Annotated in this window: 16 protein-coding genes and 2 tRNA genes; 12 read left to right on the top strand and 6 right to left on the bottom strand. The window is 69.9% G+C overall.

Translation table 11 applies throughout. From position 1 onward, the window contains the following. The first annotated feature begins 220 nt into the window (after nt 1–220). Entirely contained in the window at nt 221–1,657 is a 1,437-nt protein-coding gene (gene glnA / locus QJS31_RS07145; RefSeq protein ID WP_282782153.1) for a type I glutamate--ammonia ligase, read from the top strand. Nucleotides 1,658–1,720: 63 nt separating this feature from the next. Here glnA and QJS31_RS07140 read toward each other — a convergent pair whose 3' ends face one another. Together QJS31_RS07140 and QJS31_RS07135 are read right to left on the bottom strand one after the other, a co-directional pair. Then, nucleotides 1,721–2,398 carry a response regulator transcription factor gene (locus tag QJS31_RS07140; protein ID WP_282782155.1) on the bottom strand — a complete coding sequence of 226 codons (678 nt, stop codon included), beginning with the start codon at nt 2,396–2,398 and terminating at the stop codon, nt 1,721–1,723. Continuing rightward, entirely contained in the window at nt 2,395–3,603 is a 1,209-nt protein-coding gene (locus QJS31_RS07135; protein ID WP_306356248.1) for a sensor histidine kinase, read from the bottom strand. Before QJS31_RS07135 ends, QJS31_RS07140 begins: the two co-directional genes overlap by 4 nt. Before the next feature lie 293 nt (nt 3,604–3,896). On the opposite strand from QJS31_RS07135, the gene QJS31_RS07130 reads away from it, so the two are divergent. Together QJS31_RS07130 and QJS31_RS07125 are read left to right on the top strand one after the other, a co-directional pair. Then, a complete protein-coding gene (locus QJS31_RS07130; protein ID WP_306356247.1) occupies nt 3,897–6,032 on the top strand; it encodes an MMPL family transporter in 2,136 nt (711 codons plus the stop codon). A gap of 396 nt (nt 6,033–6,428) precedes the next feature. Continuing rightward, on the top strand, nt 6,429–7,295 hold the full coding sequence (locus QJS31_RS07125; RefSeq protein WP_306356246.1) for a tyrosine-protein phosphatase: 867 nt from the start codon (nt 6,429–6,431) through the stop codon (nt 7,293–7,295). Between the two features lie 43 nt (nt 7,296–7,338). Here the strand turns inward: QJS31_RS07125 and QJS31_RS07120 are convergent, their stop codons facing one another. Beyond that, on the bottom strand, nt 7,339–7,806 hold the full coding sequence (locus QJS31_RS07120) for a hypothetical protein (protein WP_282784582.1): 468 nt from the start codon (nt 7,804–7,806) through the stop codon (nt 7,339–7,341). Nucleotides 7,807–8,071: 265 nt separating this feature from the next. Between QJS31_RS07120 and QJS31_RS07115 the strand changes: the two genes are divergently transcribed. The 4 genes from QJS31_RS07115 to QJS31_RS07100 all read left to right on the top strand — a co-directional run bounded on the left by QJS31_RS07115 (nt 8,072) and on the right by QJS31_RS07100 (nt 13,023). Next, complete coding sequence (locus QJS31_RS07115) at nt 8,072–8,983, top strand: oxygenase MpaB family protein (RefSeq protein ID WP_306356245.1); 912 nt, start codon at nt 8,072–8,074, stop codon at nt 8,981–8,983. Nucleotides 8,984–9,097: 114 nt separating this feature from the next. Continuing rightward, the gene (locus QJS31_RS07110; protein WP_282784586.1) at nt 9,098–10,735 is read left to right on the top strand and encodes a CocE/NonD family hydrolase; all 1,638 of its coding nucleotides are present in this window, start codon (nt 9,098–9,100) and stop codon (nt 10,733–10,735) included. Beyond that, a complete protein-coding gene (locus QJS31_RS07105) occupies nt 10,732–12,111 on the top strand; it encodes a M20/M25/M40 family metallo-hydrolase (RefSeq protein WP_282784588.1) in 1,380 nt (459 codons plus the stop codon). The genes QJS31_RS07110 and QJS31_RS07105 overlap by 4 nt, the downstream gene beginning before the upstream one ends. A gap of 81 nt (nt 12,112–12,192) precedes the next feature. Beyond that, nucleotides 12,193–13,023, top strand: coding sequence for an alpha/beta hydrolase (locus tag QJS31_RS07100; protein WP_306356244.1), 831 nt, complete (start codon nt 12,193–12,195; stop codon nt 13,021–13,023). A 15-nt stretch (nt 13,024–13,038) separates the two neighbouring features. Here QJS31_RS07100 and QJS31_RS07095 read toward each other — a convergent pair whose 3' ends face one another. After that, nucleotides 13,039–14,064 carry an endonuclease/exonuclease/phosphatase family protein gene (locus tag QJS31_RS07095; protein WP_306356243.1) on the bottom strand — a complete coding sequence of 342 codons (1,026 nt, stop codon included), beginning with the start codon at nt 14,062–14,064 and terminating at the stop codon, nt 13,039–13,041. Between the two features lie 336 nt (nt 14,065–14,400). Between QJS31_RS07095 and QJS31_RS07090 the strand changes: the two genes are divergently transcribed. The 5 genes from QJS31_RS07090 (at nt 14,401) to QJS31_RS07070 (ending at nt 18,996) form a co-directional block, all read left to right on the top strand. Further along, complete coding sequence (locus QJS31_RS07090) at nt 14,401–14,733, top strand: glyoxalase superfamily protein (protein WP_282784594.1); 333 nt, start codon at nt 14,401–14,403, stop codon at nt 14,731–14,733. 120 nt (nt 14,734–14,853) lie between these two features. Beyond that, nucleotides 14,854–14,925 (top strand) — tRNA-Arg (locus QJS31_RS07085). A 9-nt stretch (nt 14,926–14,934) separates the two neighbouring features. Then, nucleotides 14,935–15,006, top strand: a tRNA-Pro gene (locus QJS31_RS07080). 33 nt (nt 15,007–15,039) lie between these two features. Continuing rightward, nucleotides 15,040–17,466, top strand: a complete 2,427-nt coding sequence (locus QJS31_RS07075; protein WP_306356242.1) for a hypothetical protein — start codon at nt 15,040–15,042, stop codon at nt 17,464–17,466. 120 nt (nt 17,467–17,586) lie between these two features. Then, entirely contained in the window at nt 17,587–18,996 is a 1,410-nt protein-coding gene (locus tag QJS31_RS07070; RefSeq protein WP_306356241.1) for a hypothetical protein, read from the top strand. Nucleotides 18,997–19,145: 149 nt separating this feature from the next. Here QJS31_RS07070 and QJS31_RS07065 read toward each other — a convergent pair whose 3' ends face one another. Both QJS31_RS07065 and QJS31_RS07060 read right to left on the bottom strand, forming a co-directional pair. Beyond that, the gene (locus QJS31_RS07065) at nt 19,146–20,069 is read right to left on the bottom strand and encodes a helix-turn-helix domain-containing protein (protein WP_282778784.1); all 924 of its coding nucleotides are present in this window, start codon (nt 20,067–20,069) and stop codon (nt 19,146–19,148) included. A 63-nt stretch (nt 20,070–20,132) separates the two neighbouring features. Next, on the bottom strand, nt 20,133–23,144 hold the full coding sequence (locus tag QJS31_RS07060) for a bifunctional [glutamine synthetase] adenylyltransferase/[glutamine synthetase]-adenylyl-L-tyrosine phosphorylase (protein ID WP_306356240.1): 3,012 nt from the start codon (nt 23,142–23,144) through the stop codon (nt 20,133–20,135). Between the last annotated feature and the right edge of the window lie 30 nt (nt 23,145–23,174).

Below are 23,174 nucleotides of genomic sequence, written 5' to 3'. Positions count from 1 at the left end.
CTGTTCGATGGCAGGATGTCGGTGCTGGTCGAGCGCAGCTCAGCGCCCTGCGCGGCCGTTTGCCGAACGCCGGGACACCGACGAACCCCCGGCCAGCTGTACGTGTAACACTGGCGAAACACAGCCTTGATTGTGGGGAAACACCGCATCCATACCGTCTGGTCGCGACGAACCCATGCAATCGTGAATTGGCTGGGAACCGATCCGTAAGGAGTACTAAGTGGCGTTCAGCACGGCCGACGAGGTCATCAAGTACATCAAGGAGGAGGAGGTCGAGTACGTCGACATCCGGTTCACCGACCTCCCGGGTGTGCAGCAGCACTTCTCGATCCCTGCGAAGGCGTTCACGGCCGACCTGGCCGAAGAAGGCCTCGCGTTCGACGGCTCGTCCGTCCGCGGCTTCCAGTCGATCGACGAGTCGGACATGCTCCTGCTCCCCGACTTCAGCACCGCTCGGATCGACCCGTTCCGTGCCGCGAAGACGCTGAACCTGAACTTCTTCGTGCACGACCCGTTCACCCGTGAGGCCTACTCCCGCGACCCGCGCAATATCGCGCGCAAGGCGGAGGAGTACCTGCGGTCGACCGGTATCGCCGACACCGCGTACTTCGGTCCCGAGGCGGAGTTCTACATCTTCGACTCGATCCGCTACGACTCGGCCATGAACGGCGCCTTCTACGAGATCGAGTCGATCTCCGGTTCCTGGAACACCGGCGCGGAGTTCAACCCGGACGGCAGCCTGAACCGCGGTTACAAGGTTCGCAACAAGGGCGGCTACTTCCCGGTCGCGCCGTACGACCACTACGTCGACCTGCGCGACAAGATGTCGACCGCCCTGCAGCAGGCGGGCTTCGAGCTGGAGCGCGGCCATCACGAGGTCGGCACCGCGGGCCAGGCGGAGATCAACTACCGCTTCAACACCCTGCTCGGCGCGGCCGATGACCTGATGCTGTTCAAGTACATCATCAAGAACACCGCGTGGCAGGAGAACAAGACCGTCACCTTCATGCCGAAGCCCCTCTTCGGCGACAACGGCTCGGGCATGCACGTGCACCAGTCGCTGTGGAAGGACGGCAAGCCGCTGTTCCACGACGAGGCCGGTTACGGTGGCCTGTCGGATCTGGCGCGCTGGTACATCGGCGGCATCCTGCACCACGCCCCGTCGCTGCTGGCGTTCACCAACCCGACCATCAACTCCTACCACCGTCTGGTGCCGGGCTACGAGGCCCCCATCAACCTGGTGTACTCGCAGCGCAACCGCTCCGCCGCGGTCCGCATCCCGGTCACGGGCAACAACCCGAAGGCCAAGCGCATCGAGTTCCGCGCCCCCGACTCCTCGGGCAACCCGTACCTGGCCTTCTCCGCCATGCTGATGGCCGGCCTGGACGGCATCAAGAAGAAGATCGAGCCGATGGCCCCGGTCGACAAGGACCTCTACGAGCTCCCGCCGGAGGAGGCCAAGAACATCCCCCAGGCTCCCACCAGCCTGGCCTCGGTCATCGACCGCCTCGAAGCCGACCACGACTACCTCACCGAGGGTGGCGTCTTCACCGAGGACCTGATCGAAACCTGGATCACCCTCAAGCGCGAGAACGAGATCGCCCCGGTCAACCTGCGCCCGCACCCGTACGAGTTCGAGCTGTACTACGACGTGTAAATCGTTGTAGCGCAACCGATCTCGGGAGCCCCATCCGCTTCGGCGGGTGGGGCTTCGGGCGTTTCAGTGGCCGATGGGGTGGTCGCCGGCTTCCACCAGGCCGCTTTCGTAGGCGAAGACGACTATTTGAGTGCGGTCGCGTAGGCCCAGTTTGGTGAGGATGCTCGAGACGTGGGATTTGACGGTGGCGGGGCCGATGAAGAGCTGGGTCGCGATTTCGGGGTTGCTGGCGCCTCGGGCTATGGCGGTCATGACGTCGCGTTCGCGGTCGGTGAGGCGGGCCAGGCGGGCGGTGATGGTGGTGTCGGTGGTGAGGCGGCGGGCGAAGCGGCCGATCAGGCGGCGGGTGATGGAGGGGGCGAGGAGGGCGCCGCCGTCGGCTACGGTGCGGACGGCGGCGGCGAGCTGGTCGGCGGGCATGTCCTTGAGGACGAAGGCGCTGGCGCCGGCGCGGAGGGCGCGGTAGACGTAGTCGTCCGGGTCGAAGGTGGTGAGGATGAGGACGCGGACCTCCCAGTCGGCCTCGGCCAGCAGGCGGGCGGTGGCCTCCAGGCCGTCCATCTCCGGCATGCGGATATCCATGAGGACGATATCGGGGCGGTGCCGGTGCGCGGCCTCGATGGCCGCCAGGCCGGTGCCCGCCTCACCCACCACCTCGATGTCGTCGTGCATGCGCAGCACCATGGTGAAGCCGCTGCGCACCAGGGCCTGATCGTCGACGACGAGGACGCGGATGGTCATGCGGGGTCCTTCGAAGTTGCCGAGCGGTGGGTGTCGGCCCCGGTGGGAAGCCGGGCGGCCACCCGGAAACCGCCGCCGGGGCGGGGCTTCGCGTCGAGACTGCCTCCCAACAGTAGTGCGCGCTCGCGCATCCCGACGATGCCGTGCCCCGGGACGCCCGCGTCGGTACGGGCGGCGGCACCGCGGCCGTCGTCGAGCACTTCCAGCGTGATCTCGGCACCGGAGTTCGCGGCACACAGGCGGATGTCGGCGTGGGTGCCGGGGCCGCTGTGCTTGAGCACATTGGTGAGCGCCTCCTGAACGATGCGGAAGGCCGACAGTTCCACACGTGCGGCCAGCGGAGTCCGGAACTCGTCGATATCCGCCGTGACGTCCAGGCCCGCCCGGCGGACCTGGTCGATCAGGCGCGGCAGATCGGTCAGACCGGGCTGCGGCCCGAGCTCGTCGTTGTCCACGTCGGGCCGCAGCACACCCAGCAGATGCCGCAGTTCGTCCAGGGCTTCGCGGCCCGCCTCCTCCACCGCGGCCATGGCCTGGCGGGCGGCCTCGGGGTCGACGGCCGCCACCGCCTTGGCCGCGCCCGCCTGCACCGTCATCATGCTGACCCGGTGGGCGACCACGTCGTGCAGTTCCCGGGCGATGCGGGTGCGCTCCTCGGTGAGCACGCGCAGATGCGCCGCGGCCCGCTCCCGGCGCGCCTGTTCGGCGCGCTCACCGCGCAACCGGATCCGGCGACCGATGTACCAGGCCAGTTCCATCACCACGACACCGGCGAAGATGTCGCCGAACGCGAAGCCGTCGAGGGCACCGTCGAGGATCACCAGCGCGATCGCACCCGCCGCACCGAGGTAGGACCAGCGGCCGTCGCGGGCGTAGCGGCCGACGGAATACAGGGCGACGATGGCGATGCCGCCCAGGCCCGAATATCCGCTGCCGACCGTCACCGCCCAGGCGAGCAGGGCCGCCCCGAGCACCGGCAGCGGGTGGCGGCGACGCAGATACAGTGCCGCGCTCGCCACCGCGAACAGAACCAGGACGACGACCGGCACCGACGACATCGGCCGCAGCACGAGCGTGTCGCCCGGCCCGTCGGCCACATGGACGGCCAGGACGAACAGCACGGCGGCGAGTACCGCGTCCGCGGTGCGCGGCCAGCGGCGAAACGGTCCGCGAAAGCCGCGGGTGGGGGCGCTGTCGCCGTCCATCACGACGCCGGCCGTCCGATGGGGTGGCGGGACCGGCCGGGTGCGTCCCGGTGCGAACTGTCGGTGGGCATCACGCAACGGTAGGTCAGCCGCCCGTAGCCGGTAACCCACCACGGGCTACCCGCGCCTCCGCCGGACGGGGGATCCTCCCCGCCTCGGCAACCCCTCTCGGGACGGAACGGAAACATCCGGGCGGCGGGCGACCCGCACCGCCGCCGACCACGACGATGAAACCCGCTGGCCGACAAGGAAGTCGGGATAACAACCCCATCATCGCCGAGGAGCACACCACCATGGACGCAATCACCCGCCGCATCGGTGACGCCAGCGCCAGGAGACCGTGGGCGGCGGTCGCCGCCTGGCTGGCCGCCGTCGCCCTCGTGCTGACCGCCGCGGGCACGCTCGGCGGTTCGTTCGTCGACGACTTCGTCGCCCCCGGCAGCCAGAGCGAACAGGCCATGGATCTGCTCGCGGAACGGTTTCCGGAGGCGGCGGGCGGCAGCGCGCTGGCGGTGTTCGCGGTGCCCGAGGGGCAGCGGCTCACCGAGCACCGGTCGCTCATCCAGGACGCGGTCGATCGCATGGACGAGGCGGAACACGTGGTGGCCGTCGCCGATCCGTTCACGGCGGGCACGGTGTCGGCGGACGGCCGGATCGGATACGCGCAGCTCACCTTCGACCTGCCCGCGACCGACCTCGCCCCGGAGTCACTGGCACCGCTGAACACCGTCCTGGAGCGGGTACGCGCATCCGGCGTCGCCGCGGAACTGGGCGGTGACGCCGCGTTCATCAATGCCGAAACCCCCACCTCGGGAGCCGAGGCGGTCGGCGTGCTGGTGGCCCTGCTGGTTTTGGTCGTCGCCTTCGGCACGCTGGTGGCGGCGCTGGTGCCGATCGTGCTCGCCCTGGTGGCGGTGGCGGCCGGATTGGGCGGTATCGCGGTGCTGGCCGCCGCCATGGACGTGTCCACCGCCGCACCGACCATCGGCGCGATGATCGGTTTGGGCGTCGGTATCGACTACTCGCTGTTCATCGTGGCGCGGTACCGGGAGAACCGGGCCGCGGGACAACCCGATGCGCACGCGCTGTCGAATGCCATGGGCGCGTCGGGGTCGGCCGTGCTGTTCGCCGGCGGCACCATCATGCTCGCCATGGTGGCGCTGGTGTTGACCGGCGTCGGCTTCCTGATCTCGGTCGGACTCGCCACCTCGCTGGTGGTGCTGGTCGCGGTGACCACCGCACTCACCCTGCTGCCCGCGCTGCTGACACTGCTCGGCGACCGCATCGACACCGGGCGGGTACTGCGACGCGCCCGGACCCGCGGTCTCGAGCAGTCGGCGTGGTGGCGGGTCGCGCATCGGGTGGCGGGACGCCCCTGGCCGTATCTCCTCATCGCCACGGCGGTGCTGGTCACCCTGGCCGCCCCGGCCCTGCACATGCGCACCGGATTCCCCGACGCCGGTGACGATGTCACCGCCACCAGCCACCGCCGCGCCTACGACCTGTTGGCCGAGGGTTTCGGCCCCGGCGTGAACGGACCGCTGCTGCTGGTGGTCGATCAGCGCGACCGGGCCGCCGATATCGCGGGGCTGGCCGAGCGGGTCGCCGCCGATCCGGGCATCGCCTCGGTGGGTGGCGCACGCACCTCGACCGACGGTGGCACGGTGATCCTGCCCGCCGTGCCCACCACCGCGCCCGCGGACCCCGCCACCTCGAAAACCCTGGAGCGCCTGCGCGATCTGGCCCCCGACAATGTGGCGGTCTCCGGGATGACCGCGATGACCGACGATCTCACCACGCGGCTGAACGAGGTCCTGCCGGTCTTCCTCGCCGCCATCCTGATCTCGTCATTCCTCCTGCTGCTGATCGTCTTCCGTTCCGTGGCGATACCGCTGAAGGCGGCCGTGATGAATCTGCTGTCCATCGGCGGCGCCTACGGCATCGTGGTGGCGGTCTTCCAATGGGGTTGGGGCGCGGGCCTGCTCGGCCTGGACCGCACCTACCTGATCGCCTCCCCCATGCCGACCATGTTCTTCGCGATCCTGTTCGGCCTGTCGATGGACTACGAGGTGTTCCTGCTGTCCCGGATCCGCGAGGAGTACGACCGCACCCGCGACAACACCGAATCGGTGGCCCGGGGCATGGCGGGCACCGGCCGCGTCATCACCTCGGCCGCGCTCATCATGACCGCCGTGTTCGCCAGTTTCATCGCCAATCCGTCGCCGCTGGTCAAGATGATGGGGCTGGGACTCGCGGCGGCCATCGTGCTGGACGCCACCGTCGTCCGCCTCGTCCTGGTCCCCGCCACCATGACGCTGCTCGGCCGGGCGAACTGGTGGCTACCGGACTGGCTGGACCGCCTCCTCCCCCGCCTGCGCACGGAGGCCCGACCCGCCCCGCGACCGGGCGTGGCGGTACCGGCCGAGTAGCGAGCGCCAGCCCACCCGCTCCGGCGGGTGGGCTGCCGAACGCGGTGGCCCGCACATGATCCGCTACCCCGGCAAGCCGACGGATAATGACGCGTCGATCGCCATCTCCTCGGTCGTGCGGCGAGCCACCACCCCGACGGCGGCGGTCGATATTGCCCGGACGGCCGGGTACCGGTATCACTATTCCTAGTCCGCATATGACGGCTGGTAACTATTGAAATGTCAACGGAGAGGCTCTTTTTCGCTTCGTTGTCCAGGCTTGATCCCGGTGGGCGGGGTAGGTGTCCCAGTCGGCGGAAATGTCCGGGCGAAGTCGATATCGGAATGGGCACCGGATCTACGTTCGCGGCCATGAAAAATAGTTTGACAGGGCGGCTTCGCCTTTCACTCATCGGTATGACCACCGCCGCGGCGGCCGTGCTGGCACTCGGGGCGACGCTGGTGGCTCCCGCGGCCGTCGCGGAACCCGCGTTGGCGACGGCGACCCGGATCGAGTTGCAGGGGGCGGTGAATGTTCGGGACATCGGCGGATATTGGACCTATGACGGGTCGAAGACCAAGTCGGGGAAGGTGATTCGATCCGATGCGCTCGGAAAGCTGACCGATGCCGATGTGGCGAAATTGGGGACGCTGAATCTGAAGCAGGTGATCGATGTGCGGACACCCGCCGAGGTGCAGGGGCTGGGGGCCGACCGGCTGCCGCCTGGAGTGCCGCTGGTGGCGCGGCCGATCGACGACACCGGCATGTTCACGAAGATGTTCGAGGCGATCAGTTCGCGGGATCCGGTGAAACAGGAGGAATTACTCGGCGGCGGCAAGGCCGAGCAGATCATGGGTGATGTGTACCGCAGCTTCTTCAGCGCGGATTCGCTGGCCAAGTTCGGGCAGACGATCAAGGATCTCGCCGCGACCGACAAGGCGACGCTCGTGCACTGCACGGCGGGCAAGGACCGCACCGGCTGGCTGACCTACGTCACGCTGCGCGCCGTGGGCGTACCGGAATCGCTCGCCCGCAAGGACTACCTGCTGTCCAACCAGTACCGCGCCGCCTCCGACGCCGCCCTGCGGGAGCAACTGAAACAGGCCGGAGTGATGGAGAATCCGGACCTGCTGATCCCCCTGCAGGAGGTGCGCGACGCGTACCTGGACATCGCGTTGCAGACCATGGAGCAGAAGTACGGGGACTTCGGGAAATTCCTGACCAACGGTCTCGGACTGAATCCGATGACCATCGTGAAACTGCGGAAGAACCTCGTCGACTGACGAATCCGTGACCGCCGCCCTCCCGTGCGCCGCGCGGGAGGGCCTATCCGCCGCCGCGCCGCGCCATCGCCCCGAGCACGCTCAGATCGAGATCCCCCGACGCCTCGGTCCAGCCGGTGGCCCGCAATTCCTCCGGTGAGCCGACCCCGAGCGCGTCGTGCAGGCCGATGGCGACCGAGCGGGCCAAATCGACCAGCGCACTGTGCGGGATCGGCCAGAGTAGGCTGCGTCGCCAGTTTTCGATCTCGCGCTGCAACACCGGCGCATTCCAGCCGAGATCGGACAACCGCTGCGCCGCGTCATCCGAAATCGGTTCCGTCAGGTAGTAATTGCCGGTCAGTTCGGCGGACAGTTTGATGTCGAACTGCTGGAATTGCACATAGCGATTTCCGGGCGCGGCGATGATCAGAGTTGCGCGGGACGGCAATTCGGCCAAACAGCGGACCAGTGCTTGGACGAATCCGTCCCATTCCGTTGTCACAACCTGCTCGCTCTGCCCCCGTATGCCCATCGTGGCCGATCATACGCCGTCAGGTCGTCTGGGTCACCGCGCTCACGAGGAAATCCGCACCACGGAACCGCTTCTCCTCCACCGAAATGCGCGCGGCGGCGCAGATGCGTCAGCGGTGGGACCCATGGCCGACGGACCGCGCACGCGGATATCGCACCCGGATATGGTTGCCACCCGGGCGAGATGATGAGAAGATTCAGCAGTAACCCTCTCATGCTGTCAGGGTGGTGGCACCCCCGGCAGCCCGTGATCAAAGGAGATCACCATGACCGCCGCCGTGGCCCCCGTCGACTCCGCGACCCAGAGAGCACGCCCGCAGCGCCGCCCGTTCGGCCCCGGCACCCGCATGTGGGAAGAGGTCGGCCTCATCACCTTCTCGTTCACCGCCGGGTCGGCCTTCCTGCTGCAAACCATGGAACCCACCATCTCCGCGGTGGTGGACGAGCACTCCACCTTCCGCACCGACCCCATGGGCCGCGCCGTCCGCAGCATCGCCTCGGTGATGATGTGGGTCTACGGCGGCGACGAGGCCCTGGCCGAGGCCGACCGGCTGCGTGAACTGCATGCCGGACTGAACACCGAGAAGGAAGGCGTCCGCTACACCGCGCTGTCCTCCGGGCCCTGGGCCTGGGTGCTGCACACCGGCATCTTCGCCTTCACCGAAGGCAACCGATATTTCTCCCGCACCCCGCTCACCGAGGCCGACAAGGAACAGTACTACCAGGAGACCGTGCAGCTCATGCGCAACTTCATGGTGGCGCCCAAGGAGATCCCGGCCTCCTACCGGGAGTGGGAGCCCTGGTTCGAGGACATGGTCGAGAACCACCTCGTCCCCACCCAGACCGCGCGGGACTACCTGAGGGTCATCCGGTCCGTCGCACCGCCCACCTGGCTACCCGCACCGCTGCGCCCGGTGTGGCGGGCCGCCGTCGCGCCGGTGGGACGGTTACAGTACTTCTTCACCGTCGGCACCACGCCGGGGGTGGTGCGCCGCAAGCTCGACCTGGAGTGGACCGACAAGGACGAACGCAATCTGAAGCGGCTGGGCTGGATTCTCGGCCGCACCATTCCGCTGCTGCCCGAACGCGTCCGCTACTTCCCCATCGCCTACGAGGCGCGCCGCCTCGAACGCGACCGCGCCCGCCTGCGCAAGGTGATCGACTTCCGCCCGCTCTGATCTTCCGGCCCACGCTCGCCGGGGGTCGTGTTACACCCCCGGTTCCTGGGGCTGGACGGACGCCCAGGCAGACTCGATAGTCCTATGGTGCGATCGGGATTCGTAAGGTGGCGGGTGGCGGCCGTGGTTGCGGCCACGCTCGGAATGGTGTTCGGGGTGGTGCTGCCCATGCGGGCGGCGGCGGAACCGGCGTATCAGCATCGGCAGGAGTTCATCACCGCGCCCGACGGCACCCGGCTGCACGCGGACATCCTGCGGCCGGTCGGCGTGGCCGACGACGTACGGACGCCGGTGATCATGACGGTGAGTCCGTATCGGGCGCATCTGGCGTATCTGAGCCAGCCGCGGCTCGGCGGCGGGGTGTCCACCAAGGACCTCAGCGTGGAGATGTTCCTCGCCGCCGGATACACCTACGTCATCGTGGACCTGCGCGGCTTCGGCGGCTCCAACGGCTGCCCGGACTTCGGCGGACCGAACGAACGCTCCGATGTGAAGACGGCGGTGGAGTGGGCGGCCCGACAGCCGTGGTCCACCGGGCGGGTGGGCCTGACCGGCATCTCCTATGAGGCGTGGACCGGCATCATGGGCCTCGCCGCCCAGCCCGCCGGATTGGCCGCCGTCGCGGCCTTCGCACCGGTGGTGGACCCGTACTCCTACCTCTACATGCAGGGCATCGCCTGGAAGTTCTCCGGCAAGCCGGTGACCGAATCCGGGGTGCGGCCGGGCGATCTGGCGGGCTTGGAGCATGTGCTCATCGCGTCCACACCGGGCCACTGGGCGGATTCGGCGGAGTACCAGGCGAATGCGTCGAACATCGACCCGGGCTGCTTCCAGCGCTATCTGAGCGAGACCGGCGATCACGATCCCGACACCGAGTTCTGGCGCGAGCGCGACCTGGTGGAACAGGTGCGCGGCAACACCATTCCGCTGTTCCTGGGACAGGGATTCGTCGACTACAACACCCGCGCGCACCGGGTGTTCGAGCTGTGGGACGCACTCGGTCCGGGCGAGCACAAGGCGTGGTTCGGACAGTGGGGGCATCGCAACTGCTTCGAGAAATGCGGGACGCCGTTCTTCGGCGATGAGCTGCTGGCCTTCTTCGACAGGCATGTGGCGCAGCGGGACGTGACGGTGCCCGGACCGCGCGTGACGGTGGGCCAATTCGACGGACGGTGGCGCGGCGAGCAGACCTGGCCGCCCGCCGACAGCCGCCCGGTGCGCGTGGCCGTGCGACCGGGCGCCTACACCGACCGCGGCCTGGTGCCGGGCGCCGACCGCGAGGTGTGGAGCTTCAGTCAGCCGCTCGCGCACGACCAGCACTTCTCCGGTGTCGCCACGGCCACCCTGCACCTGAACGGCCCCGCCGCGGCCACCGTGACCGTGGAGCTCTACGACGTCGCGCCCGACGGTCGGGCGACCGTCATCACCCGCGGCATCGCCCCGGTCGGCGCCACCGCGAACGTGCGCCTGCTGGCCCAGGATTGGCCGATCCCGGCCGGGCACCGCATCGGCATTCGCATCACCGACGTGATCGACGACGTGTGGGCGCATCCGCCGGCCTTCGCCCGCGTCACGCTGACCGACGGGGAGGTGCGGCTGCCGCTGCTGGAGACGGTGCGCACCCCGGACATCCCCGGCGGGCTGACCGAGGGCATTCCCAAGTGGCGCGCCGAGAAGACCATCCCCCTCCCGCCCGAACTGGTGAACAATGCAACGGTGACCGTCGACTTCCCGCCCCGAGCCACCCGATGACCGCGACCGCCGCCACCGGCCCCGCCGTCGACGCGGCCACCGCCGAACGCCTGGCCGAGGCCCTGCGCTGCGTCACCATCTCCCGTGCGGACCCCGCCGAGACCGACGACAGCCAATTCGTCCGGCTCGCGACGCATCTGGAGCGCAGCTTCCCGCTGGTGCACGAGCGGCTGGAGTTGGAGACCTTCGGCCACAGCCGGTTGTACACGTGGGCGGGGACCGAGGAGGCCACGGCGGCCTCCGCCGATCGCCCGCCCGCGGCGGCCATTCTGCTGGCGCATCTGGACGTGGTGCCCGTCGATGACGAGACCGGGTGGACGCATCCGCCCTTCGCGGGCGTCGTGGACGACGAATTCATCTGGGGCCGTGGGGCCATCGACGACAAGAGCCGGGCCGTGGCGCTGCTGGAGGCGGTGGAGGCGGCATTGGCCGCGGGGGTGCGGCCGCGCCGGACGGTGTATCTGGCGCTCGGGCACGACGAGGAGGTGTTCGGCGACGGCGGGGCCGTGCGGATGGCGCGACGGCTGCGCGAACTCGGGGTGCGGGCGGACCTGCTGCTCGACGAGGGCGGCGTGATCACCCAGGGCGTCGCCGACGGGGTGGACCGGCCGGTGGCCACCATCATGGTGGGCGAGAAGGGCTATGCGACGGTTCGGCTGTCGGTGTCGGCGGTGGGCGGGCACTCGTCCATGCCGGGACGGCGCACCGCGGTGGGCCGGTTGGCGCGCGCGGTGGCGCGGGTGCAGGAGCATCCGTTTCCGCTGCGCATGACGCCGGTGACGGCCGATATGCTGGCCCGTATCCGGGTGTTCATGTCCGAACCGCGGCGCACCGCACTCGGCCTGAGCCGGGTGGCCGGTCCCGCCATCCTGCGGGTGCTGGCGCTGCGCCCGCAGACCGAGGCCATGGTGCGCACCACCACCGCGCCCACCGTCATCCACGGCGGCGTGAAGGCCAATGTGCTGCCGCAGCGCGCCGAGGCGCTGGTGAATTTCCGTATCCTGCCCGGTGATTCGGTGGACGCGGTACTCGCGCACTGCCGTCGGGTGATCAAGGATCGCGAGGTGGCGGTCGAGCTGGTCGGCATGTCCTCCGAACCGTCCCCGGCCCGCTCCCCCGGCCCGTGGTTCGAGACCATCGCGGAGCTGGCGCGCGCGGTGGTGCCCGGGATCGCGGTGACCTCCGGGCTGGTGCCCGGCGCGACCGACTCCCGCCACTACGACGATCTCGCCGAAACCCGCTGCAATTTCGCGCCGATCGTGCTCACCGCCGCGGATCTGGAGCGGATTCACGGCACCGACGAGCGGCTCTCGCGCGAGAACTACGGCCGCCTGCTCGATTTCAACCGCCGACTCGTCGAACACCTGGCCCGCTGATCCGCCGCCGGTCGCCGCGCAGTGGGAGAATGGCCCGGCACCCAAGCCCGGATTGTCGCGTCATGCGACCGAGGAGGAGCGATGACCACAACCGAGACCGGCGAATTCGACGGCAAGGGCGGCCGGATCTTCTGGCGGGCGTGGCTGCCCGATACCGAACCGCGTGCGGTCGCGGTGATCGTGCACGGCATCGCCGAGCATTCGGGACGCTACGAACACGTCGGCCAGCGTCTCGCCGACGCCGGTATCGCGGCCTACGCCCTGGACCACATCGGGCACGGGCGGTCCGCGGGCGGCAAGGCCAATATCGAATCGATGGAGAATACGGCCGACAATGTGGAGACCATGCTCGGGCTCGCCACCGAACGGCATCCGGAGCTGCCGCGCTTCGTGATCGGCCACAGCATGGGCGGGCTCATCACCTCCTACCTGGCCACCCGCGCACCCCTGGACGTGACCGGCATCGTGCTGTCGGCGGCGGCCATCGAGATCGAGGCCGGGAACCAGATCCAGCGCATGCTGGGTCCGCTGGTCTCCCGATTCGCCCCGAATCTCGGTGTGCTGAAACTGGATTCGACGCTCATCAGCCGTGATCCCGCGGTGGTGCACGCGTACGACACCGATCCGCTGGTGTACACCGGGCCGGTCGTGGCGCGCACCGGAGCGGAAATGCTGGAGGCCACCGTCCGGGTGAAGGAACGCCTGTCGGTGCTCACCGCGCCGCTGCTGGTGCTCCAGGGCACCGCCGACGGCCTGGTCGCGCCCACGAGCGCCGATGTGCTCGAAAAGGGCGTCGGCTCAGAGGATCTCACCGTCATCCGGTACGAGGGCCTCTACCACGAGGTGTTCAACGAGCCGGAGCAGGACAAGGTGCTCGGCGATCTGCTCGCGTGGTTGGAGGCGCGCCTGTAGCCCTGTGAGCGGGGCTCACAGCCTTAGTCGGGCGATCACCGCGCGATGGTCGGAACCGGGCACGACCAGCGTGCGCACATCCTCGGCCTGGCCCTCGGCGACCAGCACCCGGTCGATGCCGATGACCGGGCCCCAGGACGGCTCCTCCGGCCAACTGGTGAGCCTGCCCGCACCCGCCAATTCGGCGGCGTCGGCGAAGCGACCGGTCAGCAACTGCCGATACGCGTAGTGGTCGAAGGTGGCGTTGAAATCCGCGCCGACGATAGCGGGACCGGATGTGGCGGCGAGCAGCGCGCGGATGCGGTCCATCTCGTCGACCCAGGCCGCGAAGTTCAGCGGCGGCGGCACGGGATGGAACTGGAAGACCGTCACGGGACCGCGCTGCGGATGCAGCATGGTGGCACGCAGGTTGGCCAGTTCGAAACCCGCCAGGATGACGCCGTCCTGGAGCGGGTGACGGCTGAAGATGCCGCCGCCCGCACCGCCGCCCAGCGGGGCGAGGTACCGGTACGGCAGTTCGGCGTCCAGACCCGCCGCCTCCAGGCGCAGCAGCATCTCCGGGGTGAGTTCCTCGAGGGTCAGCAGTTCGATGCCGTTGTCGCGCACCGACCGCACCACCGCGTCGGCGTCCGCTTCGCCGAAGTACAGGTTGGACTGCATGACCGGGATCTCGACGGCGAAACTCGCCTTGCCGTCCGGCACGAACAGGGTGAGCTGGCTGAACAGCGCTGCCGCCACCACCGCACCGGCCACCAGCGCGCTGCGCCAGCCACGGGCCAGCAGCAGCAACGCCGCGCCCACCAGCGCGCCGAGCATGAGGTACGGCGCGAAGGAGGCGGCGAGCACGATCTCCCGCTGCGCCCACGGTGCGTAGTGCAGCGCGACCCCGGCGACCCCGACCAGGACCGCCAGCCAGCCCAGCACCAGCAGCACCCGGCTGCTCCAGCGCCGCACCGGTGACGGCCGCGGCACCACGACCGTATCCGCCACCGCGGTCCCCGCACTGCCCGAATACCCGGTGAACTCTTGTTTCCGCACCATGTGACACCTCCCCTTCGGCGACCACCCTACGGGAACGGCACTTGTCCGCGTCCGGCCGCGTGTAGCCGACCCGACGGCGGTGCGAAGCCCACCCGACGGCGGTGCGAAGTCCACTCGACGCCGGTGCGAAGTCCACCTGACAGCAGAGCGAAGCCCGACCGGCCGGCAGTGCGGGGCCGTCCCGATCGGTCGCGCCGGAACCGTCGCAGCGGTCTTTCGCGCCCGAACCGTCGCAGCGGCCTCGTCGGCATCCGTCGTGGTCCGGCGCACCGGGCACGCGCCGGAGCGGAGCACGGTTGGCGCGAATCCGTCGGTGCGGTCTGCGACCATCGGCGCATGCGCGAACAGGTCGTCCCCATCCTCCGCGTCGCCGATGCCGCGACCGCGGTCCGCTGGTACGAGCGGCTCGGATTCACCCAGCGGTGGGAGCACCGTTTCGAACCCGGCCTCCCGGCCTTCGTCGAGGTGGCGCGGGGCGATATGCGGTTGTTCCTGTCCGAGCACACCGGCGACGCCCGGCCGGATACGCTCGTCTACCTCTCGGTGCGCGATGTGGACGCCGTGGCCGCGGAATTCGAGGTGGCGGTCGAGGACGCGCCGTGGGCGCGGGAGATCGAACTGAGGGATCCCGACGGCAATCGACTACGGATCGGCACACCCGCCGACTGACACCCGGAGCACGTGTCTCGGGCACCGCACGTTGGGCTGGGCGCAGGACCCTGGCTCCGAGTGGCCGTCGCGATAATTCACGTGCCCGATCGGGTCGGCGCGGATACGATCCGAACGTCTCGTGGAGTAGATCAGTGGCGGATCACCCGGCTTCTCACCGGGCGGGCGCGGGTTCGAATCCCGCCTCCACGTCTGTAGCGCCCTGGTGTAGCTCAATGGCAGAGCGCCCGGCTCGGGACCGGGAAGGCGCGGGTTCGAGTCCTGCCGCCAGGTCTGGTCTTTCGGTTCAGGATGTGGGGAGATTCGGTGTCCGATCAGTCATTTCGAGACGGTCCGGCGCAGTACGCGATCGGGCAGTTGGCGCGCGCCGCCGCGGCGGCCGCACGCGCCGCCGACGGCGTGGATCGGGACCGGGCACGTGAACGCATGCGACGCTGGCGCGAGGTGCTGGACGGCATGGCGGACGGCTCGCTGCGGGTCGGGGATCGCACGCCGGTCTCGGGGCTGCCCGCGTGGGTGACGCTCGAGGTGGCCCACGGCGGCTTCGCGACCGGGCGGGCACTGGCCGAACAGCCGCTCGGTGCGGCCGAATCCGCACTGCTCACGCGACTGCCCGCCGATGTGCCCGGTGGAACCGATCGGGAGCGGTTGAACCGCTGGTATCTCGGGGATGCCGGGCAGGCCGAACTGCTCGCCGCCCTGCGGTCCGGGCAGTACCGGATCGAGGTGCCCGAGGATGCCGCGCTGCCCGTGGTGGCGCTGCTGCTGGAGCGCGGGTTCGACGCGGAGGCCCTGGATCTGGTGGCGGAGCTCTCACCGCTGCTGGATCGACTGCGGCTCGTACCGCCCTTCGATCCGGCGGCGCGACCCGCGGGTACGGCGGTACGAGTGGCCTCGGTCGGCGAGGTGCGCGGCGCGTTGCGCGCCGTGCGGACGCCGGAGCCGCTGACCGCCATGCGCACCACCCTGGAGGTGTGGAATCCGCTGTACGACCGGCTGGTAGCGCTGTGGTGCGAGACGGTGGCGGGTGAGCTGCCCACTCTCGATGACACGGGCGCGGTGCGCGGCGGCTGGCCGTGCCGCCGACTCCCCGCGGACTGGGCGGTCGAGCGTGACCGCTGGCTGGCCGATGTGGCCGTCGCACAGCGGGATTACGGCCTGACCGGTCGGCACGCCCAGGCCAAGGGCAACTTCGCGCGCCTGCACGACGCGCTGCTCAGCTGCCCCGACGGCAGCGCGAATCTCACTGCCCGCCAAGTCGGGTGGATTCGCCGCGCCATCGCCAACACGGTGACCCGGCACGGTGCGCCGGGCAGCGCCGCGCGCGCCCGGGTGCGCGCAGCCCAACGGGATTCCATTGCGGCCCCGCTGCATACGACGTTCGCGGCGCTGCTCACCACGCGCCTGCGGCACTATCGGGCCGAGGGCGGCATCCCCGACCTCGCCCCGGTATCGGCTGCGGTATCCGACGACGACCGCTGTGATATCCCCTCCGGCACAGCCATTCCCCGGCATCTGCTGGACAAGGCGGCCCGCGCCCTGGAGGCGTCGGCCGACGAGTTGATTCGGCGCGGCATCATCGGCTCCGGCGATATGCTGGCGCGGGTCCTGCCGCAGCTCACCTCGCGGCTGCTGGCCGCCGATTTCGCCGACCCGGCCGCCGCGAACCTGTACGAGCAGCTCTACACCGCCTTCCGACGCCGCCGCGGCCTGCTGCTGCTGAACCTGCAGGGCCAGGTGCGCTTCGAAGAACTGCCCTGGGTCGCTGCGATGGCGGCACTGCGTGGTGATGCGGATGCGGCCGGAATCGAGGATGCCGCGAGCGGAATCAGCGCGATCGGGGCCGATATCGCGGCGACGGAGCCAGCGACATCGCGCCGCACACGGCATCGAGGCGATGCGACACGGCACAGTGCGCTGGCGGCCCGGCGGTTGCTCGGACAGATGACGCTGCTGACACTCGACGCGTTTCCGTATGCCCTGCTGCCGAATCCGCTGGTGCGGGAGTTCGGTGCGCTCGCACGGCAGGCGGAGCTGGACTTGCCGCTGGTCGAGGAGGTGGCGGCGGATATCTTCATGGGCACCTTCACCACCAAGTGGCTGGCGGCCGCACTGGTGGCCGGGCGGACCCTGGAAGGCACGCTGTACCAGGCGTATTACGATCTGCCCGCGCCCGGTGAGTGGGTCGGGCACGCCGATACGACGCAGCGGTGGGGCCGGGCCACGGCCGCGGGATTCACCGAACTGTGCACGCGCCGGGCGGGCGAGGCGGGATGCGACGGCGGGTATGTCGCGCGTAACGGGGCGATTCTGGAGCAGAGCCAGATCCTCACCACCCACAACCTCGCGGTCCTCGTCGACGCGCTCGAATTGACCGCTCGCGTACGGGATTCCGCACCGGAACTCGCCCACGACACCTTCACCTGGGTGGTGCGCCAGCTCAGCCGACCCGCGCCGAACCGGCACGCGGAGCTCATCACGGTGAAGAACGCCGCCTACGCCTGGCGTCAGGGTGTGTACCTGCTCGCCGCGTGCGACCGCGAAACCCAGCGGGCCCAGGTGCTGCGCCTGATCGACGACGCGGGCGACACCCCGCTCGCGCCCGCCATCACGGGCCTGGGCCATATCGTCGAAGGCGGCCGCTTCACCCGCCAGGGCTGGGTACCCGACGGCTCCGGCCGCCGCTTCCTCGGCTGGACGGCACGACGGCACTGGCTCTTCGGCGGACCGTAGCTCCGGTGGGTACAGCTGCGGCGTGCCGTGGCGAATCGCCGGGGGCATACCCGCGACCGGAACCCGGCGAGCGCTGTGCGCGTCCAATCCGTACACGACACTCGTGAACGGAGGCCGCCGATGGACCCGGAATCGCTGCATGCCGGTACCGCCGCCCGCCGCGCCCAGCGGGGTGCGGAGCGCGAGCAGCGACGCGTCCCGCACGCTGGCGTCGATCCCGACTACATCTGGCGGATGGAGCGGTTCACCGAGCTGACCCACGCCGAGATCCACGCGCGGGTGCGGGAGATGGACCCCGCCGCCATGCACGAGAGCGCCGACACCTGGGTCGGGATCGCCGACAGTCTGAGCGGAGCCGCGACCGGATTGCACATGACGGTGCAGTCCGCGCTCGCCGAGGCATTGCGCGGGCAGATCGCCGAGGCCGCCGAGGCGGCGGCGCGGGCCTTCGTGGCGCGGGCCATGGATATCGCGGAGGTGGCGCGCAATGCCGGGCACCGCATCACGGCCGCCGCGTACGGGGCCGAGGCGGTACGGAGAACCGTGCCACCACCGCCCGATTCCGGCGCGGCGCTGCCCGATTCCGGTGCGGCACCGACCGATTCCGGCGCACCGTCGGCCGATACCGGTGCGACAACACCCTTGCCGACCACGATGACGGGCACCGCGGACCCGGCGGCGGAGCGATTCGCGGAGGAGCAGTACCAACTCGCCTTAGCGGCCTTGGAAGCGAACTACGTGCCGATCTACCCGCCGGCCGGGTCGGGCGTGCCTGCCTTCGAACCCGCCCGGTCATCTCCGGACGGCAGCGACGATGGTGCTGCTACAACACTTCCCGCATCCGCCGGGTCCGGCGGTCCGATCTCGTCCGGGCACCCCGCCGCCTACGGAAGCCCATCCGACGTGGTACCGGACCGCAAGGACCCACCATCCGCAACGACCACCGATCCGACTGCTGCGGTGGTGAATTCGCCTGCCCTCGGCGATCCGAACGCTCCGTCGGGTACCGACCCCGGAATATCCGAGCCATCGCCGCCTGCCAGCCCACACGGCATGTCGCTCGCCGACCTGACGACCACACCATCCGGCGTGACGCCAGACCCGACAGCGCCGTCGCATTCCCCGGCGACCCCCAACCCGACAGCGGTACTGCCCTACTCGACGGACCCGACAACGGCGCTTCCCAACCCAGCGCCACCCGGCTCGAAAGCACCGCCGGGCGCACCGGGGACATCCGCCTCTCCCCCGGCACCGGGCGACCCCGGCCGTAGTATCCCCGGCCAGCCGACCGGCCGAACCACCCGCATCCCAACGTTTTCCGACAGCACACCACGTCCCGGCGGTTCCTGGCTCCCCGCCATGTACCCGCCCATGGCGGCGCGCGGCGGTGACCAGAACGCACCCCGCACCACCCCTGCCTGGCTAGTCTGGAACCGAGAACAAGAACTCCTGGGCGACCCGCCACCATGCACACACGGGGTCATCGGCGTGGACATCCCCGCCGCCCGACCATGCACCGACCCCGAATGAGCGGACAGGTCGGACCTGCAACCGATCCCGATATCCGCAGCCACGCCGCCGCAGACACCAGCGCGACAAACCGCAGGGCTCGGCCCCTCCCACGACTGAGCGCCTGGTCTCGAGCGTGCCCGCCACCGGAGACGTCGTGACGCCGCCGCTCATTCCCGTCGCCGCAACCAATTGATCGGGTCACCATCATCGAGTTCGATCGCACCGTCCCCGCTTTCGGTGCGCAGCCAATGCCGCACCAGGTACCGCCGATGTGCCGAATAACCGAGCACATGCGCGATCACGCTGCCGAGCACGAAGCTCTCCGGTGGATCGCAGAGCGCGTCGATGAGGGTGTCCTCCCATCCGCCGCGCCGGTCGATCTCGCGTACGGTGTCGAGCCAGCGCACCGCCACCCGCTCGTGCCGGTCCACCAGCTCCGGTAGGTCGTTGCCGCGTGGCCGGGGCATGTCCTCGCCGTCGATGGCGGCGAGCCAGCATTCCTTGGTCTCGACGAGATGGTCGAGTACCTCGGCGATGGAGGCTTCGGGGCCTCGGAAGGCTTCCACGGTCAGCCCGGGCATCCGTGCCCGCCGATACTGTTCCTCGGTGAGTTGCCCTGCCGCGGTGAGCAATTCGCGGGCGTCCTCGATGTCGTGGTGCAACAGCAGCGTCGTCGGATCCATCGCGGACCGTCCCTTCGGCGCGTTCTCCACCCACAGCGACATGGGTGGATGGAAGTGGATGCCATTGGCGGCGGGCAGCCAGCGGCGGCGCTTCTCCGCGGTGGTGGCGCTGGGCGGGTGGCCGAAGGCGCGGCTGTATGCCCGGCTGAAGCCCTCCACCGAGTCGTATCCGGCAGCGAACGCCACCTCGGTCACCGATTCTCCGGTGGACAGCGCCCATGCCGCGCGCTCCAGCAGCACCCGCCGTTTGAGGGCGACCGGCGATTCGCCGGTGCCGCGGGAGAACTGCCGGGTGAAGTGGAAGGGCGAGGCGTACGCCCCCGCCGCCATCTCCTCCAGCGTGGTGTTGTCCTCGTCCAGGACGGCGTCGAGCAGTTCTCGCAGTCGGTCTCGTCCGTTCTTGGGCACATCAGCAGTCTGCCAAGCCGGTGGCCGCCCGCGCTTGACCGTTCTTGCGCAGCCCGCGCGGAATCAGCCGCCGAAGACCCGCTCGACCACCGTCTTCGCCCGGCGCGTCACCCGCATGTAGTGGTCCAGGAACTCACTGCCGTCGTCATTGGGCCATCCGGCGACGATCGCGATGGCCGACAGCAGCCGTCCGGGACCGGGCAGCTGATCGGCGGGTTTGCCGCGCACCAGCACCAGGGCGTTGCGGGCCCGGGTGGCGGTGAGCCAGGCGTCGCGCAGCAGCGCCGCGTCGGCGGGGTCGATGAGTTCGGCGGCCTCGATGGCCTCCAGTGATTGCAGGGTCGAGGTGTTGTGCAGGTCGGGCACCTCGTGCGCGTGCTGGAGTTGCAGCAGTTGCACGGTCCATTCGACGTCGGCGAGTCCGCCGCGGCCGAGTTTGGTGTGGGTGGCCGGGTTCGCGCCGCGCGGCAGCCGCTCGGAATCCACGCGCGCCTTGATGCGGCGGATCTCACGCACCCCGTCCGGGGACATGCCGCCGCTCGGGTAGCGGATCGGGTCGACGGTGCGCAGGAACCGTTCGCCCAGCTGCGGATCGCCCGCCACGAAGCGGGCCCGCAGCAGCGCCTGCACCTCCCAGGACTGTGCCCACTGCCGGTAGTACGCGGCGTAGGCGGCCAAGCTGCGCACCAGCGCGCCATTGCGGCCCTCTGGGCGCAGCCCGGCATCCACCTGCAGCGGCGGATCGGTGCTGGGCGCACCGAGCAGGCGCTGCACCTGTTCGGCGATGCCGATGGACCATTTCACGGCGACGGTCTCATCCTCGCCGGGACGCGGGTCGCACACGAACAGCACATCGGCGTCGGAGCCGTAGCCCAGTTCCAGACCACCCAGGCGACCCATGCCGATGACGGCCATGGCGGCGGGCGCGGGTTTGCCGCGTTCCACCTCGCTGGCGCGGATGACCGCCTGCAACGCCGCCTCCAGGGTGGCGATCCACACCGAGGACAGCGCCTCGCAGACCTGCGGCACCTCCAGCATGCCCAGCACATCCGCCGAGGCGACGCGGGCCAGCTCGCGACGGCGCAGCGATCGGGCCGTGGCCACCGCCCGCTTGGGTTCGTCGTAGCGCGCCGCGCCCGCGAGGATGCCGCGCGCCACCTCGGCGGGCTGGGTGGCCAGCAGCAGCGGCCCGTTCGGGCCGTCGGCGTACATGCGGATGGTTTCGGGCGCGTTGATGAGCAGATCGGGCAGATAGGCCGAGGAGCCGAGCACGATCATGAGCCGCTGCGCGATGGCACCCTCGTCGCGCAGTTCGCGCAGGAACCAGATCTCGCTGTCCAGTCCCTCCGAGACCCGGCGGTAGGCCAGCAGACCGGCATCGGGATTCGGTGTGTCCCCGAGCCATTCGAGCAGCGTCGGCAGCAGCAGTGTCTGAATGCGACCTTTGCGGCCGATCTCGCCGGTGAGGGCCTTGAGGTGGCCGAGCGCGTTCTCCGGGGCCGCGTAGCCGAGCGCGGCCAGCTGCCGCACGGCCGCCGCGGGGCTGAGTCGCAGCGCGGCGGCGTCGAGCCGCGCCACCGATTCCAGCAGTGGCCGGTAGAAGAGTTTGGCGTGCAGCCGCCGCACCCGCACGGTGTTGCGTTTGATCTCGCTGCGCAGTACGCCCACGGCGTCCTGGCGGCCGTCGGGGCGCATGTGCGCGGCCCGCGCCAGCCAGCGCATGCCCTCCTCGTCGTCGGCGGCGGGCAGGGTGTGGGTGCGCTTGAGTCGCTGCAATTGCAGGCGGTGTTCGAGCAGTCGCAGGAATTCGTAGGAGGCGGTCAGATTCGCGGCGTCGTCGCGGCCGACGTAGCCGCCCGCCGCCAGCGCGGTGAGCGATTCCACGGTGCCCTGCGTGTGCAGGGATTCATCGGCCTTGCCGTGCACCAGTTGCAGCAGCTGCACCGCGAATTCGACGTCGCGCAGCGACCCGTGCCCGAGTTTGAGTTCGCGCTCGCGCATATCGGCGGGCACCAGATCTTCGACGCGGCGGCGCATGGCCTGCACATCGGCGACGAAGTCGGTGCGTTCCGAGGCCGTCCACACCATGGGCATGAGCGCGTCGCGGTACTGCTCGCCGAGTTCGAGATCGCCGGTGGTGGGCCGCATCTTGAGCAGGGCCTGGAATTCCCAGGTCCGCGCCCAGCGCTTGTAGTAGGCGATATGCGATTCCAGGGTGCGCACCAGCGCACCGGCCTTGCCCTCGGGGCGCAGCGCGGCGTCTACCTCGAAGAAGGCCGCGCCGCCGACGCTCATCGTCTCCGCGGCCAGCCGGGTGGCGGTGGTGTCGGCGGGTTCGGCCACGAACACCACGTCCACGTCGGAGACGTAGTTCAGTTCGCGCGCACCGCATTTGCCCATGGCGATGACGGCCAGCCGCACCGGCACCGGCCGGTCGGGGCACACCCGGGCCACCGCCACCGCGAGCGCGGCGGTGAGGGCGGCGTCGGCGAGGTCGGTGAGATGCCAGCCCACCTGCTGGTACGGCAGTACCGGTTCGTTCTCGACGGTGGCGGCCAGGTCCACGGCCGCCAGCAGCATGAGCTGATCGCGATACCGCTTGCGCAGCAGGGCGACCGCCTCCGGTCCGGAGATCTTGGCGCGGTACAGCATCGGACCCGCCTGCGGACCGTTCTCGGGCTCCGCGGCGACGGCGTCGAGCAGTTCGGCGAGGATCTCCGCACGCCCGGGCAGTTCGCGGCGGCGCAGCAGCTGCCACCCGCCGGGATCGGCAACCAGATGATCGGCGAAGGCGCTCGACGACCCGATCAGCGCGAACAGCCGACCGCGCAGCGAGGTATCGGTGCGCAGTTCGGAATCCAGTGCGGCCCAGTCATTTCCGAGCGCCTCCCGCAGGCGCATGAGCGTGAGCAACGCCAGGTCCGCATCGGGGGAACGCGACAGCGCCCACAGCAGCGGAACACTGTCGACATTGTCCCATGCCAACTCCCGGAGGTTGTTGGCTGCCGACGGCTCGAGCAAGCCGAGCCGTCCGACACCGGGGACCGCGGAACGGGCAGTCGGTGGCCGGACCATGCTCCCAAATTACCTGTCAGGCGGGGCGAT

This window comes from Nocardia sp. CC213A, assembly GCF_030766805.1.
GTDB lineage: Bacteria > Actinomycetota > Actinomycetes > Mycobacteriales > Mycobacteriaceae > Nocardia > Nocardia otitidiscaviarum.
Note: the sequence above shows the minus strand (reverse complement) of the source record. Positions and strands in the feature narration are given on the sequence as shown.